The 18,287-nt window shown below is 45.1% G+C and carries 15 protein-coding genes; 10 read left to right on the forward strand and 5 right to left on the reverse strand.

Annotation, left to right across the window (positions count from 1 at the left end; all coding sequences use genetic code 11):
* Window positions 1-1,330: tetratricopeptide repeat protein (locus ACMJ0U_RS06100; protein WP_417128875.1), on the forward strand; the 1,330-nt coding region annotated here is incomplete at its 5' end.
* 39 nt (window positions 1,331-1,369) lie between these two features.
* Here ACMJ0U_RS06100 and coaW read toward each other — a convergent pair.
* On the reverse strand, window positions 1,370-2,209 hold the full coding sequence (gene coaW / locus ACMJ0U_RS06105; protein WP_417128877.1) for a type II pantothenate kinase: 840 nt from the start codon (window positions 2,207-2,209) through the stop codon (window positions 1,370-1,372).
* Between the two features lie 397 nt (window positions 2,210-2,606).
* Between coaW and ACMJ0U_RS06110 the strand changes: the two genes are divergently transcribed.
* From ACMJ0U_RS06110 to ACMJ0U_RS06130, 5 genes are read left to right on the forward strand one after another with little or no spacing between them, the layout of a single operon-like run.
* Complete coding sequence (locus tag ACMJ0U_RS06110) at window positions 2,607-3,353, forward strand: polyprenol monophosphomannose synthase (RefSeq protein ID WP_417128879.1); 747 nt, start codon at window positions 2,607-2,609, stop codon at window positions 3,351-3,353.
* An 8-nt stretch (window positions 3,354-3,361) separates the two neighbouring features.
* Window positions 3,362-4,702, forward strand: coding sequence for a dihydroorotase (locus ACMJ0U_RS06115; RefSeq protein WP_417128881.1), 1,341 nt, complete (start codon window positions 3,362-3,364; stop codon window positions 4,700-4,702).
* Window positions 4,703-4,712: 10 nt separating this feature from the next.
* Complete coding sequence (locus tag ACMJ0U_RS06120; RefSeq protein ID WP_417128883.1) at window positions 4,713-5,618, forward strand: vitamin B12 dependent-methionine synthase activation domain-containing protein; 906 nt, start codon at window positions 4,713-4,715, stop codon at window positions 5,616-5,618.
* Between the two features lie 15 nt (window positions 5,619-5,633).
* Window positions 5,634-6,803 carry a metallophosphoesterase gene (locus ACMJ0U_RS06125; protein ID WP_417128884.1) on the forward strand — a complete coding sequence of 390 codons (1,170 nt, stop codon included), beginning with the start codon at window positions 5,634-5,636 and terminating at the stop codon, window positions 6,801-6,803.
* Window positions 6,804-6,816: 13 nt separating this feature from the next.
* A complete protein-coding gene (locus ACMJ0U_RS06130; RefSeq protein ID WP_417128886.1) occupies window positions 6,817-7,566 on the forward strand; it encodes a lysophospholipid acyltransferase family protein in 750 nt (249 codons plus the stop codon).
* Window positions 7,567-7,607: 41 nt separating this feature from the next.
* On the opposite strand, the gene ACMJ0U_RS06135 is transcribed toward ACMJ0U_RS06130, so the two are convergent.
* The gene (locus ACMJ0U_RS06135; RefSeq protein ID WP_417128887.1) at window positions 7,608-8,306 is read right to left on the reverse strand and encodes a DUF4369 domain-containing protein; all 699 of its coding nucleotides are present in this window, start codon (window positions 8,304-8,306) and stop codon (window positions 7,608-7,610) included.
* Between the two features lie 176 nt (window positions 8,307-8,482).
* Between ACMJ0U_RS06135 and ACMJ0U_RS06140 the strand changes: the two genes are divergently transcribed.
* Window positions 8,483-10,654, forward strand: a complete 2,172-nt coding sequence (locus tag ACMJ0U_RS06140; RefSeq protein ID WP_417128889.1) for a S46 family peptidase — start codon at window positions 8,483-8,485, stop codon at window positions 10,652-10,654.
* Window positions 10,651-12,816 (forward strand): S46 family peptidase, encoded by a 2,166-nt coding sequence (locus ACMJ0U_RS06145; protein WP_417128897.1) that lies wholly within the window; start codon window positions 10,651-10,653, stop codon window positions 12,814-12,816. Before ACMJ0U_RS06140 ends, ACMJ0U_RS06145 begins: the two co-directional genes overlap by 4 nt.
* Window positions 12,817-12,853: 37 nt before the next feature.
* Here ACMJ0U_RS06145 and xseB read toward each other — a convergent pair whose 3' ends face one another.
* From xseB to ACMJ0U_RS06160, 3 genes are read right to left on the reverse strand one after another with little or no spacing between them, the layout of a single operon-like run.
* Entirely contained in the window at window positions 12,854-13,063 is a 210-nt protein-coding gene (gene xseB / locus ACMJ0U_RS06150) for an exodeoxyribonuclease VII small subunit (protein ID WP_007561272.1), read from the reverse strand.
* A 5-nt stretch (window positions 13,064-13,068) separates the two neighbouring features.
* Window positions 13,069-14,370 carry an exodeoxyribonuclease VII large subunit gene (gene xseA / locus ACMJ0U_RS06155; RefSeq protein WP_417128891.1) on the reverse strand — a complete coding sequence of 434 codons (1,302 nt, stop codon included), beginning with the start codon at window positions 14,368-14,370 and terminating at the stop codon, window positions 13,069-13,071.
* Window positions 14,360-15,739 (reverse strand): S8 family peptidase, encoded by a 1,380-nt coding sequence (locus ACMJ0U_RS06160; RefSeq protein WP_417128898.1) that lies wholly within the window; start codon window positions 15,737-15,739, stop codon window positions 14,360-14,362. The genes xseA and ACMJ0U_RS06160 overlap by 11 nt, the downstream gene beginning before the upstream one ends.
* Window positions 15,740-15,877: 138 nt before the next feature.
* Between ACMJ0U_RS06160 and ACMJ0U_RS06165 the strand changes: the two genes are divergently transcribed.
* Window positions 15,878-17,251 carry an MATE family efflux transporter gene (locus ACMJ0U_RS06165; protein WP_417128893.1) on the forward strand — a complete coding sequence of 458 codons (1,374 nt, stop codon included), beginning with the start codon at window positions 15,878-15,880 and terminating at the stop codon, window positions 17,249-17,251.
* 69 nt (window positions 17,252-17,320) lie between these two features.
* On the forward strand, window positions 17,321-17,950 hold the full coding sequence (locus tag ACMJ0U_RS06170; RefSeq protein ID WP_417128895.1) for an AAA family ATPase: 630 nt from the start codon (window positions 17,321-17,323) through the stop codon (window positions 17,948-17,950).
* The last annotated feature ends 337 nt before the right edge of the window (window positions 17,951-18,287 follow it).

Genomic DNA, 18,287 nt, shown 5'->3' on the forward strand with positions numbered 1-18,287 from the left:
AATTATTCCCCAGATGATGCGCAATCCCAACCTCAGAAATCCAGAGTCAAAAGTCATTGAGATAGAAGACATTGAAGACCTCAATCCGGAATGGCAGAAGGATATGGAACAAATAAACAGCCACATCCGTGAGTTAGGGGAGTTACAAATGGAAGGAGCTGATACCTACATGACTGCCTTTTCACAACTCAAGACTTTCCCGTTCTTTCAGGAAGCAGCTCACTGGTTCTATCTGTTCAGCATGAAAGTACCTGATTTATATCAAATTTTTAAAGACAAGGAATTCAATGAGAAATCCTTGTTCGGACTGATGATTAATTCACAGATGTTCTGCGATTCTGATAAATTCTCTTTCTGCCTGGCCATGCAGTCATTGCCTCATGACCAGCAAACTTTCATGCGTTCGCACATGAAAGGGGAAGAATTGATTCCCAAGGAACTGGAAACGAGTGAAAATCCGGAAGAACAGAAAATCAATGCCATACAACGGCAATATATCCACAATTTATACCGGTTTTATAAATTATGGAGATTCAAACAGGAAATGCAAGACATTTTCCGTGAAAAACTGGACTTCTGGAACAACACCTTGCTCCGGCCCTTGATACTGAAAGGAACGTATCATAACCAGATTGCCGGATATCTCTTTTCAAAAGGATACATGCAAGAAGCCGCCGAACTCTATGAAAGTCTGGCTCAGCAAAATCCGGCTAATGTAGAAACCTGGCAAAAATTAGGATTCGCCTACCAGAAAAACAAGCTTTATGATAAAGCGGTAAAAGCGTACGTACAGGCAGACGCACTAAAAGCCAACCATTTATGGACACTCAAACATCTGGCACAATGTTACAAATTGTCGGGTAATTACTCTCAAGCAGCTTTCTGTTTTCAGAAAGTGCTTGAATTCGACCCGGACAACCTGCATATTCTGATGCAAACCGGACAATGTCATGCGGCTCTGAGAAATTATCCGGAGGCCATCAAGGTCTTTTACAAAGTTGAATTTCTGGAGACACATCCGGAAAAGGCACGACGAGCCATCGGATGGTGTTACTTCATGTCTGGAAAATACAAAGAAGCTGTCCGCATGTATGAAAAGTTGCTTGCACTGGAAAATCCCCAGGCCAATGACTGGTTGAACTCAGGTCACGTCCATCTGGCTATGGGAAACATCCCTCAGGCGTTAATCCACTACCGGAAAGCAGAAACAGCTTGCAAATCAGACGACGAATTTATGTCCCTGTTCCTGGCTGACAAGGATGCACTGACGGCACAAGGTCTGTCAGAAAGCCAAGTTTACCTGATAGCCGATATCCTGCGCCAGAAATAACGGAATAAGACTCACAAAAAGAAACAAGTCCGGTAAGAATTACTCCCTTACCGGACTTGTTTCTTTTTGTTTGATATAAGCTAATGCGGCTCCTATGGCCGTCTGATACTCCGCGTTTGCCGGAATGATAAAACGCACGTCGTACATCTGCGCAATGGCATCGAAGACCGGACGACATTGAGGCAGCTGGGTCAGGTTGCCAATCAATACAAAATCACGGATTTTCATTTCCAAAGCAGAAAGCACCGCAGCTTGCCCAATAGATTGCAACACCATGTGCATCAAACCCAAAGCCAAATCTTCGGGAGACACATTGTTATCTAATTTTCCCAATAAGGAAGCCGTGGCATCAAGCGGCAGTCCGGGCAAGGAAGTCTGACAAATATCTTGAATCTGTAAATCCACGTTCTTCAAATTACCTTTTCCAGCCAGTTCTGACACCCACAGAATGTCCTGCGTATGCAACAACAGACGCGACAATCCCATCAGTGTGCCTCCCCCGATACCAATTCCGCCCACATGGCGAATCTTTTCATGTTCCACTTTCACGAAAGACGTTCCCGTTCCCATACTCACCACCATGAGCTTATCTAACCCTGTGGCATACTGGGCACTCAGACCATTAGCGATAAACTCATCCGTACGGGCCGTAGGCAGACCGTACAAGGGCTGCTGAATGTATGAACTTCCCACTCCGGTAAGCATTACCTGCTCCACCTCCGAAAGCCGGATGGAATGGTCGTATATATATTTTCCAAATGCACCAAACAGCGAAGTAACCGGATCCTTAGCGGTCACAAACATCGGATGCTTGATTTCACTGTCCTTAATCCCGACAATCTTGGTGGTGCTTCCTCCTACATCAATTCCTATAATCATAATCTTAAATCACATTGGTTTTTAGAATAATGGGCACAAGTCTACAAACTTTTTTCGGGAAAGCAGACACTTCTGTCACTTTTTTTATAAGAAATTGAAAACCGTCCCCACTGTATACCATTTTTCCATGAAGATATACTCTGTTTTTTACAAATTTCCAAGAAGAAAAAGGCTTATTTCCCATCCTTTTCAAGAACATCCAAACGCTTGCTCCAAAACGTCTAAGCGTTTTGACTCAAACGTACTTACGTTTGAAGTAAAACGTACTTGTGTTTCAACTAAAACGCTTAGGCGTTTGCTCTTAAACACACTTGCGTTTTTAGAAAGAAAAATTCAGAGCACGAAAAAAGGAATCACATTTTTATTTCTATCTTTGCACAATTCTAATTGATACACCATGCAGACAAGTGACAGTATTGTGATTATTCCTACTTACAATGAGAAGGAAAACATCGAAAATATAATCCGGGCGGTATTCGGACTTGAGAAAACATTCCACATTCTGGTCATCGAAGACAACTCTCCCGACGGAACAGCTGATATCGTACGCCGTCTCCAAAAAGAGTTTCCCGAACGTTTGTTTATGATTGAACGAAAAGGTAAACTCGGACTGGGAACAGCTTATATTACCGGCTTCAAATGGTCTATCGAAAAAGGATACGACTACATCTTTGAAATGGATGCCGACTTTAGCCATAACCCCAATGATTTGCCCAGGCTTTACAAGGCTTGCCATGAAGAGGGGGCCGATGTGTCCATCGGTTCACGCTATGTAAGCGGGGTCAATGTGGTGAACTGGCCCATGGGAAGAGTACTGATGTCCTACTTTGCCTCCAAATATGTGCGGTTCATTACCGGACTGCCCATTCACGACACTACCGCCGGTTTTGTATGTTACCGTCGTAAAGTACTTGAAACCATTCATCTGGACCACATCCGTTTCAAAGGATATGCTTTCCAGATAGAAATGAAATTCACTGCCTTTAAATGCGGATTCCGTATTACAGAAGTACCGGTTATCTTTATCAACCGCGAATTAGGTACTTCCAAAATGAACAGCAGTATCTTTGGGGAAGCTGTATTCGGTGTCATCCAACTGAAATGGGACAGCTGGTTCAAAAAATATCCTAAACATTCTAACTAAGAAGCATTATGAAACGTACGTGGATACATCATGCAATCATCGTAAATGAAGGACGCCGCTTTACCGGTTCTGTGGTGATTGAAGGAGAAAAGATACAAGAGGTCATTGAAGGAGAGGGAAAACCCGCTGCCGATTGTGAAGAAGAGATTGATGCACAAGGATGCTTTCTGTTGCCAGGAGTGATAGATGACCATGTGCATTTCCGCGATCCGGGACTTACCCACAAAGCAGACATGGCTACCGAAACAGCTGCGGCTGCTGCAGGAGGAGTAACTTCGTTCATGGATATGCCGAACTGCACCCCCCAGACTACCACACTAGAAGCACTGGAAAATAAGTTCCAGGATGCAGCCACTAAATGCATTGTCAACTATTCTTTCTATTTTGGGGCTACGAACAACAATGCCGACCAGCTGAAGGCGCTTGACAAGACTCACGTATGCGGTGTGAAACTGTTCATGGGAGCCAGCACCGGAAACATGCTGGTAGACCGCATGGAATCATTAAAAAAAATATTCTCAGAAGCGGGCATGCTGATTGCTACCCATTGTGAAGACCAGCAAACCATCCGCGAAAATACCGAACGCTTCAAAAAGCAATATGGTGAAGACCTGGATATTTCTTTCCATCCGCTGATACGCGATGAAGAGGCATGTTACCATTCTTCATCACTGGCCGTACAACTGGCTAAGGAAACAGGTGCCCGTCTGCACATCCTGCACATCAGCACAGCACGTGAGCTGGGCTTATTGGAAGACCGCCCGCTCCACGAAAAGAAAATTACGGCAGAAGCCTGCGTATCGCACCTTATGTTCTGCGATGAAGACTATGCCCAACTGGGTGCACGCATCAAGTGCAATCCCAGCATCAAGACAAAAGCAGATCGTGATGCACTGAGAAAAGCCCTGACTACCAACTTGATTGACGTCATTGCTACCGACCATGCACCTCACCTGTTAAGTGAGAAAGAAGGAGGGGCCCTGAAAGCCGTATCGGGCATGCCGACCCTGCAGTTCTCACTGGTCAGCATCTACGAACTGGTACACGAAGGCCTCCTGTCTATCGAACAGTTAGTACAGAAAATGTGCCACGCACCGGCACAGCTTTACCAGATTAGCCAAAGAGGATTTATCCGCCCGGGCTATCAGGCCGACCTGGTTCTGCTGAATCCGCATAAGGAATGGACTGCAACAGCTGATTGCATTGAAAGCAAATGTGGCTGGAGTCCGATGGAAGGCCGTACCTTCCATGCCCAAGTAGAAAAAACTTTTGTCAACGGTACAGCTGTTTATGAGAATGGAACAGTCAACAAGAATCACCGTGGACAAGCCCTCCGATTTGAACGTTAAAAGAAAGCAAATGAAAACAGACATCACGACCGTCAGTTACGACATACACGACTTGGCTGAATACATCAACTGGATTTATTTTTTCCACGCATGGGGATTTCAGCCTCGCTACGCAGCCATTGCCGACATTCATGGGTGTGATGCCTGTCGGGCCGGATGGCTGGCTTCATTTCCCGAAGCTGAACGCGCCAAAGCTGCTGAAGCCATGCAACTGCACAAAGAAGCAGTACGCATGCTGAACAAAATTGACGGGAAATACAAGGTATATGCCATTTATCGCCTGATGGAAGCCAATGCCGAAGGCGACAATCTGCTGTTAGAGGGAACTTTATTCCCTCTGCTCCGTCAGCAGAGCCGCGTCCGTCCAGACGACCCGTTTCTCTGTCTGAGTGACTTTGTCCGTCCTCTTTCTTCCGGCATCAAGGATACGGTAGGAGGATTCGCTACCACCATCGAGCCAGCCATGGAAGAAGAGTTCAGCCATGACGACTACCAGTCCTTGCTCATCAAAACGCTCGGGGAAAGACTGGCAGAAGCCGCAGCTGAAAAAATACACGAAACCCTGCGTAAGGAGGTGTGGGGATACGCCAAGGACGAAAAGCTGACGATGAAACAGCTACTGAACGAAGACTACCAGGGCATACGTCCTGCCGTAGGCTATCCTTCCCTGCCCGATATATCTGTCAGCTTTCTGCTCGACAGACTTATTGACATGAAACGCATCGGGATACATCTGACAGAGAACGGAATGATGCAACCTCATGCCTCGGTATGCGGACTGATGTTTGCCCATCCGGCCTCACGTTATTTTTCGGTAGGAAAAATAGACGAGGAACAACTCATGGACTATGCTTCCCGCCGGAATATAGATGCCGACGTACTGCGAAAATATCTCGCAGCCAATCTGCAACCCTAAAATAAGTACACAAATATGATTCTACTAAGAGTGTCACTGATATTTTTGGCCTTGTTCCTGCTACCAGACTGGTATATCTACAAGACCTATTTGACCAGCCTGCACGATAAGAAGTGGAAACGTGCCTACTGGCTGCCCACCTTATTACTATTGCTCGCATTAGTAGTTTTCCTTGTGGGACATGACAGTTTACATGAATATTTCGGAACCTACCTGATTATTGCGCTATGCGTCACCATTCCTAAAATGCTATTCATGCTGACCAGTATTCTGCTGAAACTGATCAGAAGATTGATAAAGCGCCCTGTGCCTCATGGATGGATTTCACTGGCACCTGCATTGCTTGTTTTCGGATATGTATTGTTTGGAGCCATTGAGGGAAAGGAGAATTTTCAAGTAAAAGAAGTTACATTCTACTCGCCCGACCTGCCGGATGCATTCGATGGCTATCGCATTCTGCAATTGTCGGACATCCACTCCGGAAGCTGGAAAGGAAATGGAAGGGCACTTCAGGAAGCTATCGATATTTGCAACCGGCAAGGTGCAGACTTGGCTGTATTCACTGGTGACCTCGTGAACAGCCGCGCCGACGAACTGCTGGAATTTATGCCCGTGTTCTCACAACTGAAAGCTCGCGACGGAGTGTATTCCGTCTTGGGTAACCACGACTATGGTTCCTACGTAAAGTGGGAAAACGAACAGGCTCGTCTGGCTAACGTAGACAGTCTGATTGCACGCGAAAACCGTATGGGATGGTGCATGCTGCAAAATGACCACCGTATTATATATAAAGGTACAGATTCCATTGCCGTAGCCGGCGTAGAAAACAGCGGCAAGCCACCTTTCCCTGACAGAGGTGACTTGCCCAAGGCTCTGCAAGGCACAGACGGCATGTTCAAGGTACTGCTAAGTCATGACCCTACACACTGGCGCCGGAAAGTGCTTCCAGACACCTCGGTACAGCTTACCTTGTCAGGTCATACCCACGACATGCAAATCAGCCTGTTCGGGTTTTCAGTGTCCAAATTTATCTATCCGGAACACAGAGGAATGTATCTGGAAGGCAACCGAGGGCTGTACGTAAACATCGGACTGGGCTATGTACTCTTCCCCATGCGCCTGGGTGCCTGGCCGGAAATAACTGTCCTCACACTAAAAAAAGGAAATAACAAATCAATCCAATAAAACTTATATACTTATGAGATTCTTATACATCATTTACCAAATCTGTATCGGGCTTCCCATTTTTCTCGTACTGACCATCCTGACTGCGCTGACTACCATGCTAGGATGCTGGCTGGGCAACGGACACTTCTGGGGATATTACCCGGGAAAAATATGGTCACAACTCACTTGTTTTCTATTTTTGCTTCCGGTGAAAGTGGAAGGGCACAAAAACATTGACCACAACACGTCGTATGTATTTGTAGCCAACCATCAGGGAGCTTTCGACATATTCCTTATCTATGGATTCCTAGGAAGAAACTTCAAATGGATGATGAAGAAAAGCCTGCGCAGCATTCCTTTCGTAGGAAAAGCCTGCGAATCAGCCGGTTTCATTTTCGTTGATAAATCCAGTCCGCGCAAAGTATATGAGACCATCAAACGAGCAGAAAAAATCTTGCAGGGAGGTACTTCACTCGTGGTATTTCCGGAAGGCAGAAGAACCTTTACCGGTCGCATGAATGAATTTAAGAAAGGGGCTTTCCTGCTAGCTGACCAGTTGCAGCTTCCAGTAGTGCCAATGAGCATCAGCGGTTCTTTCGACATTTTGCCGCGCACGGGCAAAATGCTTTCCTGGCATCCGTTGAAACTAACTATTCATCAGCCTATCTATCCACAAGGAAAAGGACAGGACAATCAGACCATGCTGATGGAAGAATCCTATAAGGTCATTGAAAAAGGATTGCCGGAAAAATACAAAGGAGAAAAGAAAAGTGGAGAATAAAATAAATATCGGGTAGAAAGAAATATTCTTACCCGATTTTTTTAATGACGAAGAGGAGCATGCGACATGTTTTCACGTGCCACAGACACATATTCCTTCACCATGTAATTATTCTTGAACGTTTCAGGAGCCGCGTCAACGATTTCCTGCATCAGAGGAGTCATGAAGGGATAAGGCATGCTGTTACCTAACATAATGAACAATCCCGGTCCCAATACATTTTCGTAGTTCTCCTGAATAAAAGTCTTGGCCAGCTGGTTCATTTCTGTAACTATCTCGTCGCGCTTTTTCTGGATTTCCTGATGTACTGTCTGCAAATCCTTTCCATCCATAATCATGCGACTTTCCTCCCGCTCTACTTCGTAAGCACGGTCGTCGAGTGAGTTCTTCTGTACCACAAAATCATTGAAGCAATCGTTCAACGGAGTCCCCTTAATCGTAATTCCCGCATTGTCTATCTGAATATCAATGTGGCCCGGTTCTATCACCAAAGGCATGATGCACTCATCATCCATATACAAAGAAGCCAAAACCGTGGAATCAACCTTTCCCTGCATTTCGAATAAGCCATGAATTACTTCTGCCGAATCAATGTTGACCAATTTATCACCCACCGGGATTTTTATAAAAAGCATTTTTCCGTCCAACATAGAAACAGATGAAGTACCTTCTATCTTATATTTCTTACTGCAAGAGGTGCAAAGCATTGCACACAACAGAAAAAAATAAAGTTTATACATGCTGAAACCTTTTAAATTTGTGGGCAAAGGTATAATCTTTCAAGGAAGCGCCGAAATATATTATCAAAATTTATACTAAGATAGTGGTTTATTACCTTTTAAGTGACCCGCATGAGAATGGTGTGCATTTTTTTACTATTTTTGTGCAATCTATATTTTAACACTATACATAAACAATGAAAAAACTGAAAGTACTCGCACTCGCACTTGTTTGTGCTGTATTCTCTCCGGCAAAAGCCGATGAAGGAATGTGGTTGCTCCAGCTCATGCAGGAGCAGAATCTTGCGGACCGAATGAAAGCGCAAGGACTGAAAATGGACATCATGGACATCTACAATCCTGACCAGATAACATTAAAAGATGCCGTCGGAATTTTCGGACGCGGATGTACTGGTGAAATTATCTCACCCAACGGATTGATTTTGACCAATCACCACTGTGGATATGACGCCATCCAACAACATAGCTCAGTAGAACATGATTACCTGACCGACGGGTTCTGGGCAAAAAGTTATCAGGAAGAACTTCCTACACCGGGATTGACTTTTAAGTTTGTAGACCGGATTGTAGATATAACAGAAAAAGTAAATGAAGATATCCGTAAAGGAAAAGTCAGCGAAACTGAGTCTTTTGGAAGCAAATACCTGAAGAAACTGGCAGCAGACGAACTGAAAAAAAGTGACTTGAAAGGCAAACCGGGTATCTCTACACAAGCACTTCCGTTTTATGAAGGAAACAAATTTTATCTGTTCTTTATCAAGACTTACAGTGACGTACGTATGGTAGCCGCTCCTCCTTCATCAATCGGTAAATTCGGAGGTGAAACCGACAACTGGATGTGGCCGCGTCACACAGGGGACTTCTCTATGTTCCGTATTTATGCCGACAAGGATGGTAATCCGGCTGAATACAGCGCAGAGAATGTGCCTTTGAAAGTAAAGAAACACCTGACTATCTCATTGAAAGGATTGCAGGAAGGCGACTATGCCATGATTATGGGATTCCCTGGAAGCACCAGCCGCTACCTGACAGAAAGTGAAGTACGTCTGCGCATGGAAGGCATCAACGTGCCACGTATTACCGTACGCGAAGAACGCCAGAATATTCTTCGCAAGGAAATGGCTGCCAGCGACAGGGTACGTATCCAGTATGCCAGCAAGTTTGCCGGTTCTAGCAACTACTGGAAAAACTCGATTGGTATGAACAAGGCCATTGTGGAGAACAAGGTGCTGGAAACAAAGGCTGAACAGGAAGCTAAATTTGCCGCTTTTGCCAAGGAAAAACAGGATGCAGACTATGCAGCTGTAGTAGGAAAGATTGACGACTATGTAAAGCGTGTCACTCCGCTGCGCACACAACTGACTTATTTCACTGAAACTTTCAGAAGCGGTATCGAATTCACCCTGACTTCGAAAATGGAAGCACTTCAGGACTTGGCAACTGCCCTGCAAAAGAATAAGAAAAAAGATGTAGAAAAAGCCATTGCCACCCTGAAAGAAGCCTACGCTGACATCCACAACAAGGACTATGACCACGAAGTAGACCGCAAGGTGGCTAAAGTTCTGTTGCCGCTTTATGCAGAAAAAGTGCCGGCTGAAGCATTGCCTGATTTCTATCAGACCGTACAGAAAACATTCAAGGGCGATTACAATGCCTACGTAGATGCCCTCTACAACAACAGCATCTTCGCCAATGAAAAGAATTTCAACGCTTTCATCGAAAATCCTACCGTAGAGGCTATCAACAAAGACCTGTCGGCTGAATATGCCGCTGCAGTGAGTAAGAAATACAAGGAACTGGCAGACAAGCTGGATCAAGCCAACGGTGACATCAACCTGCTGCACAAGACCTACGTACGCGGTCTTTGCGAAATGTATGCACCGACTCCTAAAGCGCCGGATGCCAACTTTACCATCCGTCTGACTTACGGTAATGTAAAGGCTTACGATCCGAAAGATGGTGTACACTACAAATATTACACTACACTGAAAGGGGTAATGGAAAAAGAAGACCCGAACAATCCGGAATTTGTCGTACCGGCTAAATTGAAAGAGTTGTATGCCACAAAGAACTATGGACGCTATGCATTGCCGAATGGGGAAATGCCGACTTGCTTCCTGACAACTAATGACATTACCGGCGGTAACTCTGGTTCTCCAGTCATGAACGGAAACGGTGAACTGATTGGATGCGCATTTGATGGCAACTGGGAATCTCTTTCCGGAGACATCAACTTCGACAACAACCTCCAGCGTTGTATCGCCGTAGATATTCGCTACGTGCTGTTCATCGTAGAAAAATTGGGAGGCTGCAAGAACCTGATTGATGAAATGACAATTGTAGAATAATGAAGCATAAATTATTATTATCCTTATTTGCGATCCTTTCCCTCACCGCTCATGCGGATGAGGGAATGTGGATGCTGACCGACCTGAAACAGCAGAATGCTGCCGTGATGCAGGATTTGGGACTGGACATCAGCATTGACCAGGTGTATTGCCCGGACAACATCAGCCTGAAAGATGCCGTGGTGCATTTCGGAGGCGGATGTACGGGGGAAGTCATCTCCCCGGAAGGACTGGTGCTGACCAACCACCACTGCGGATACGGTTACATCCAGCAACACAGCTCTGTGGAACATGATTACCTGACCGACGGTTTCTGGGCCATGACCCGCGAACAGGAACTTCCGTGTGAAGGACTGAGCGTGACCTTTATCGACCGGATACTTGACGTAACGGAATATGTACAGAAACAATTGAAAAAATCCAAAGACCCGGACGGAACCAACTACCTCTCTCCTTCTTTCTTAGCCAAAGTGACTGAAAAGTTTGCCAAGAAAGAGCGTATCCGCACTAACGAATTTACAACTTTAGAACTGAAACCGTTCTATGGAGCCAACAAATACTACCTGTTTGTCAAGACTTCCTACAAGGATGTACGTATGGTGGGAGCTCCCCCCTCTTCTATCGGTAAGTTCGGAGCAGATACCGACAACTGGATGTGGCCTCGTCACTGCGGTGATTTCTCTATCTTCCGTATCTACGCTGATAAAAACGGAAAACCGGCCAATTACAATGCCGAAAACATACCTTTGAAAGTAAAGAAACACATTGTCATCAACCTGAAAGGAGTGAAGGAAGGCGACTTTACTTTCGTAATGGGATTCCCCGGACGCAACTGGCGTTACATGATCAGCGATGAGGTGGAAGAACGCATGCAAACTACCAACTTCATGCGTGACACCATTCGTGGCGTGCGCTTACGGGTGCTGGGAGAAGAAATGGCAAAGGATGCGCATACCCGTATCCAGTATGCAGCCAAGTATGCTTCATCGGCTAACTACTGGAAAAATGCCATCGGCATGAACGAAGGACTGGTACGCCTGAAAGTACTCGACCGCAAGAAACGGGAGCAGGAACAATTGTTAGCTTTCGGAGATTCCATCGGAAATGACAAATACCGGAAAGCCTACGAAAGTATCAAGCAGATTGTAGCACAGCGTCACGATGCAGTGTACCATCAGCAGGCTATTTACGAAGCCCTGATGTTGGGAACCGAATTCTTTAAGGTACCCGATACGGATGCGTTGAGAGTGGCACTGGAAAGCCAAAAGCAAAAAGACATTGACGAAGCTGTTGCTGTCCTAAAGGAAGCTGGACAAAAGTTCTTCAACAAGGACTACAATCCGGAAGTCGACCGCAAGGTATCCAAACAGTTGATTGCCTTGTATGCCCGACTGATTCCGGCAGACCAGCGAATTGATATATTCCAGACTATTGAAAAGGATTTCCAGGGCAACACCGATGCATTTGTGGATGCCTGCTTCGACCAGTCCATTTTCAGAAGTCCGGAAGCCCTGGAGGAGTTTCTGAAACAGCCTGATGCACAACAGTTGGAAAACGACCTGATGGTGAGATATGCCGCTTCCGTACGCAACGGATACCAGGCTACCAGCGATGCCATGCAGGAGGAAACCAATGCATACAACGCAGCTCACAAGACTTGGGTAGAGGGTGTATTGCAAATGAAGAAAGCCAACGGACAGCCTATCTATCCGGATGCCAACTCTACCCTCCGATTGACTTACGGAAAGATTGGATCCTACGAGCCGGCTGACGGAAAAGAATACCTCTACTACACCACTCTAAAAGGGGTGATGGAAAAGGAAGACCCAAACAATCCGGAATTTGTGGTACCTGCCAAACTGAAAGAATTGTATGAAAAGAAGGATTTCGGTCCTTATGCTATGCCTGACGGACGAATGCCAGTCTGCTTCGCCACTGCGACAGACAACACGGGAGGTAACTCCGGTTCTCCGGTATTCAATGCAAAAGGTGAGCTAATCGGTACCGGATTCGACCGCAACTACGAGGGATTGACCGGTGACATTGCCTACAACCCACAATTGCAACGTGCGGCCTGTGTAGACATCCGCTATACCTTGTTCATCATTGACAAGTTTGCCGGTGCTTCTCATTTGCTCAAAGAAATGACCATCATCCGATAAACAAAAAAGCCAGACTTTCCGGTCTGGCTTTTTTGTTTCAGGCTTGTGCCTCATTATCTTCTTCCAAGATTTTCTTTATCTCCGCATCGGCCTTATACAGCTTGTTCTTGCAGAACTTTATCAGCTTCTGGGCTTCTTGCAAGTATTCACCCAACTGATCTATATCCAATTCATTGCTTTCAATGCGAGACACTATTTCCTCCAGGCGTTTCATTGCCTCCGAATAGGTTTCCTTCTTTGCTGCCATATTACTTATTTTATTACTTTACTCCTAAATATACCTTTTGCCAGACGGGTTTCCACTTCATCTCCCGGTTTCAGCAAGGAAGCATCCGTCACCACCTTTCCATCCAGCAAAGTAAGGCTGTATCCTTTTTTCAATAACTTCTCCGGAGAAGCCGAATCTACCCGCTGTGCCAGCAATTCCAGACGATGCGTCTCACGCTGCACACGATTCTGCAAAGCGGAAAACACTCTGGGCATTAGCTGCAAACGGTAGTTTTCTTGCAACAGACGTGACTGCCAGGCCGTTTTCATCCGGTTCTGAAACTTCTCCTGACGGAAGTTTTCCCGCTGCAACCGCATCTGTACTTGTCCCGGAATCCGGGTTACAAATGACTCCAGCCGCTGTTTCTCTTGTTGCAACAAGCGAGGCACTTCCTGATAAATGACTTCTTCGTATGCTTCCAGCTCCTGTGCCGTCTGCCTTACATGATTAATCAGAAACTCAGCCGCAGCCGTCGGAGTCTTGACACGGGTATGTGAAATCATATCCAGCACCGTATCGTCTCGTTCATGACCGATTCCGGTAATAATGGGAAGCGGAAACTGTGCACAGTTTGCTGCCAAATCGTAGGTATCAAAACCGGAAAGGTCGGAAGTAGCTCCTCCTCCTCGGATAATCACTACCACATCCCAGTTATCGCGTGTCGCATTAATACGGTCGAGTGCCTGAATGATGGACTGTTCTACCTGCTCTCCCTGCATAATGGCCTGAAAAAGCCGGGGATAAAATACAAATCCGAAAGCATTATGCTGCAACTGATTGCAAAAGTCGCCATAACCGGCAGCCGTAGCCGATGAAATGACCGCAATACGCTGTGTCAGCACGGGATGTTCCAGTTCCTTATTCAGTGTCAGAATTCCATCCTCATCCAACTGTCTCAGAATTTCCTTACGGCGACGCACCATATCTCCCAAGGTATAGGTAGGGTCAATATTGACTACCGTCAGCGAGTAGCCATACAGTTCGTGGAAATCGACCGTGACTTTTACCAGCACCTTCAGGCCTGAAACAAAAGCCTGCCCCGTTTCACGTTCAAAATAACTCCGCAAGCGGGTAAAGACATTTGCCCATATAATTCCTCTTGCCTTGGCCAGGAGCGCATTGCCGGTGGCATCTTTCTGTACAAACTCCAGATAGCAATGCCCGGAATAATTTACGCGCACATCGCTCAATTCGGCCTGTACCCAATATTCATCCGGCAAACAGGAGGTAATGCTCCGTCTGACCAAAGAATTCAGTTCGAGCAAAGACAGAGGTTTATTTTCCATCACTATCCGTTTTCAGTTTCATAGCCAGTTGATAGGCTTTCCATATATCTGTCACTCCGTATCCGTATATATTGTCGGGATAAGCATTGCGGTCGCTGGCTTCATGCACTACATGAATGAGTTGCCGCACCGTAAGCCAAGGACATGCCTGCCACAAGCAAGCCACCAGTCCGCAAAAAATAGGCGACGCAAAAGAAGTGCCGTTGGCAAAAGAAGTACCTCCGTCTACTCCTACCACTGCCGAGCGTACACCCATCGCCATGACATCGGGTTTGATACGTCCGTCAGCCGTATTGCCAATGGAAGAAAAAGCGGCATTTACACCCATATTATCAATGGCCCCTATGGTCAGTATATCTTCGGCATCGGCTGGAGGAGTGATTTTTTTCCAGGTATCCATACCGGAATTTCCAGCACTACACACCACCAAAAGTCCTTTCTTGGCTGCATACGAAGCAGAAGCGGCCATCAAAGAAGTATGTCCATCCAACTGACGATACGTATAATTATCAATCGGGTCGTCAAATGAATAATATCCTAATGACGTATTGATAATATCCACCCCTACACTGTCGGCAAACTCCACAGCCGCAGCCCAGTTATCCTCTTCCACTGGCTGTTCCGTATCATTGTCTTCACTTCTTAAAAGCCAATAGCTCGCTTCGGGTGCTGTTCCCACCATCACATGAGGTGTATTCACAGCCATGCACGACAAGACTTTCATGCCGTGATTATGCTCCCCATAAATATCTGAAGAAGGGTTGACAAAATCACGTGTGCCTAAAATCGTTGTATTCTTGAAGATTTTCATGGCATCTACATTATAAAAGCCAGCATCAATGACCGCAATCTGTATCCCTTTACCCTTAAAACCAGCCAGATGCAGACTGTCTCCATGATGAATTTTGATTTGTTCGGCTGCCATCCCATAATAATCATCCTGCTTTTTCCACTGATTCTTCACCTGCTCCTTTCTGTCTTTGTTACGGGGCATAATGGAATCCGGGGATACCCATACTTTCTTAACAGAACGGACAAAAGCATTGTCCAAGAAACGTAAAGCAACAGCCTCATCAGATACCTGCATCAACACGGTATTGTTCCATTTACTAGATGAGATATATTTTCCTCCCTGCGACTTCAGGCACTCAATATAGGCACGACAAACGGGTAAGTCGGTAGAATCAACCATTAATCCCTGACTAGCACGACGGGCAAGTGCTCGTTCTGACAAGAAAGTTTCAGGATGTTCCAAAGAATATACAGACTTTAACTTGTCAGCCAGTTGAATTCTGTATTTATATAAAGTCTCTGCCGAAGTAATCCCCCCACAGAACAAAAAGAAAAAAACTAATCCTATTCTATTCACTTTCATCTACATAGCTTTTTATTTTTGGAGCGCAAAGATACACAAAGTTTTCCCTGATTGCGGAAAAAAGTTTACCTTTGCACGATTTTTTAGAAAATCTAAAGATTTCTGGATAACAATTAATAAGAAAAAATAATTATGTCACAAAAAGGAACAGCTACTGAACTTGGAACTGAAAGAATTGGAAAACTTTTAATGCAATATGCCATTCCGGCCATTATTGCCATGACTGCTTCTTCACTTTACAACATGGTGGACAGTATTTTCATCGGACACGGTGTTGGTCCCTTGGCCATATCAGGACTAGCTATTACCTTTCCGTTAATGAATCTTGCTGCCGCCTTTGGTTCACTGGTGGGAGTCGGTGCATCTACACTCATTTCCGTTAAACTTGGCCAGAAGGATTATACCACAGCCCAGCAGATTTTAGGAAATGTCGTTTCATTAAATCTGATTATCGGAATTGTGTTTACCATTGTCTGTCTCTTGTTTCTGGACCCTATCTTATACTTTTTTGGTGCCAGTGATGCCACACTGCCCTACGCAAAAGATTACATGATTACCATATTACTAGGAAATGTAGTCACACACATGTATTTAGGGCTCAATTCCGTGTTACGTTCTGCCGGACATCCCCAGAAAGCTATGGCTGCCACTATACTGACTGTCATCATCAATACCTTGCTAGACCCGCTGTTCATCTATACATTCCACATGGGAATAAGGGGAGCTGCCGTGGCAACCGTCCTGGCTCAGGTGATTTCACTCTGCTGGCTTATCTGGATTTTCTGTAACAAGAATGAACTGCTTCACTTCCGGAGAGGCATTTATCGCCTAAAAAGAATATTGGTAGAAAATATCATCGGTATCGGACTGGCTCCATTTTTCATGAACCTAGCCTCCTGCTTTATCGTAATTCTGATAAACAAAGGATTAAAACTATATGATGGAGATTTGGCCATCGGTGCATTTGGAATCGTCAACCGTATTGTATTCTTATTCGTCATGATTGTGATGGGTTTGAATCAGGGAATGCAGCCCATTGCCGGATACAACTTTGGTGCCCAACACTATCATCGCGTGAATCAGGTAATGAAATATACCGTCATCGCTGCCACCTTTGTTACTACCAGCGGCTTCTTAGTGGGTGAACTGATGCCAGAGCTGGCCGTAGCCGCCTTCACCACCGATTCACAGCTCATCCAGCTAAGCACCAAAGGTTTGCGGGTAGTCGTCATGTTTTTCCCTATTATCGGTTTTCAGATGGTTACTTCCAACTTCTTCCAAAGTATCGGAATGGCTAAGAAAGCCATCATACTCTCTTTAAGCCGTCAGGTGCTGATTCTGATTCCCTGCTTGCTCATCCTTCCGCTTTTCTGGGGAGTAGACGGAGTGTGGTACAGCATGCCGATTTCTGACATAACCGCCAGCATCATTGCCGGAAGCATGCTCTACAGTCAGTTCCAGAAATTCAAACGACACGCTGCCGAAACTGGAATCGAAATAAAATAAAAGACAAAAAAGTGACATTTTTCCGCAGAAAGAATTATATTTGTTGTGTATCAACTAAAGAGTTACACTATGGACGGACACTATGTTATTAATCTCGGACGCCAGCTGGGCAGCGGCGGAAAAGAAATAGGCGAGAAATTAGCAAATGACTTAGGCATTGCCTTCTACGATAAAGAGCTTATTAACCTGGCCTCTGAAGAAAGCGGACTTTGCAAGGAATTCTTCGAAAAAGCCGATGAAAAAGCTTCTCAAACCATTTTAGGAGGCTTATTCGGTACCCGCTTCCCCTTTATTACAGAAGGAGCCTATCCATACAACTCCTATCTCAGCAATGATTCCTTATTCAAAATCCAGAGTGATGTCATTCGCCAGCTGGCAGAAAAGCAATCGTGCCTTTTCGTGGGAAGATGTGCAGACTACATTTTACGTGATCATCCCAGATGTGCCAATATCTTTGTATCAGCCTCACCGGAAGCTCGCATTGAACGACTGATGAAACTACACCACATCAGCGCAGAAGATGCAGAAGACTTGATGGAAAAAGCGGACAAGAAACGTTCTTCCTACTACAACTACTATAGTTACAAGACATGGGGAGCCGCTGCTACCTATCATCTATGCATCGATTCTTCTGTATTAGGTATTGATGGTACCGTAGAATTCATCAAAAATTTTGTCAAGCTGAAACTTCATCTATAAAAAAGATAAAGACATAAAAAATAGAGAGGCTGTTCAACTGAGATTGAGTAGCCTCTCTATTTTTTCTACGAAATCAGCCATTCGGAATCTGACTTTTATAAATCCAATACTTCTTAGAAAGTACTGCAGTACTCCCCTAAAAGTACTGCAGTACTTTCTAAGAAGTATTGTAGTACTGCCTAAGAAGTACTGAGAACTGACTTTTCCTGATATAACTAGACGTTTTTTCTTTTTATAAACTGGAACAGTAGACACTTTGCATAAAGTCATCCTAAAATAATAGACTATTAAGCAAAAGTTGTGCTGTTTTTACTAAGAGTTCCGGACACGCAAGAAA

The sequence above is a fragment of the Phocaeicola sp. genome (assembly GCF_048170425.1).
In the GTDB taxonomy this organism is placed as follows: domain Bacteria; phylum Bacteroidota; class Bacteroidia; order Bacteroidales; family Bacteroidaceae; genus Phocaeicola.

Coding starts and splice junctions, on each gene's coding strand:
- coaW (WP_417128877.1), bottom strand. CDS start 2,209: ATGATTATAGGAATTGATGTAGGAGGAAGCACCACCAAGATTGTCGGG.
- ACMJ0U_RS06110 (WP_417128879.1), top strand. CDS start 2,607: ATGCAGACAAGTGACAGTATTGTGATTATTCCTACTTACAATGAGAAG.
- ACMJ0U_RS06115 (WP_417128881.1), top strand. CDS start 3,362: ATGAAACGTACGTGGATACATCATGCAATCATCGTAAATGAAGGACGC.
- ACMJ0U_RS06120 (WP_417128883.1), top strand. CDS start 4,713: ATGAAAACAGACATCACGACCGTCAGTTACGACATACACGACTTGGCT.
- ACMJ0U_RS06125 (WP_417128884.1), top strand. CDS start 5,634: ATGATTCTACTAAGAGTGTCACTGATATTTTTGGCCTTGTTCCTGCTA.
- ACMJ0U_RS06130 (WP_417128886.1), top strand. CDS start 6,817: ATGAGATTCTTATACATCATTTACCAAATCTGTATCGGGCTTCCCATT.
- ACMJ0U_RS06135 (WP_417128887.1), bottom strand. CDS start 8,306: ATGTATAAACTTTATTTTTTTCTGTTGTGTGCAATGCTTTGCACCTCT.
- ACMJ0U_RS06140 (WP_417128889.1), top strand. CDS start 8,483: ATGAAAAAACTGAAAGTACTCGCACTCGCACTTGTTTGTGCTGTATTC.
- xseB (WP_007561272.1), bottom strand. CDS start 13,063: ATGGCAGCAAAGAAGGAAACCTATTCGGAGGCAATGAAACGCCTGGAG.
- xseA (WP_417128891.1), bottom strand. CDS start 14,370: ATGGAAAATAAACCTCTGTCTTTGCTCGAACTGAATTCTTTGGTCAGA.
- ACMJ0U_RS06165 (WP_417128893.1), top strand. CDS start 15,878: ATGTCACAAAAAGGAACAGCTACTGAACTTGGAACTGAAAGAATTGGA.
- ACMJ0U_RS06170 (WP_417128895.1), top strand. CDS start 17,321: ATGGACGGACACTATGTTATTAATCTCGGACGCCAGCTGGGCAGCGGC.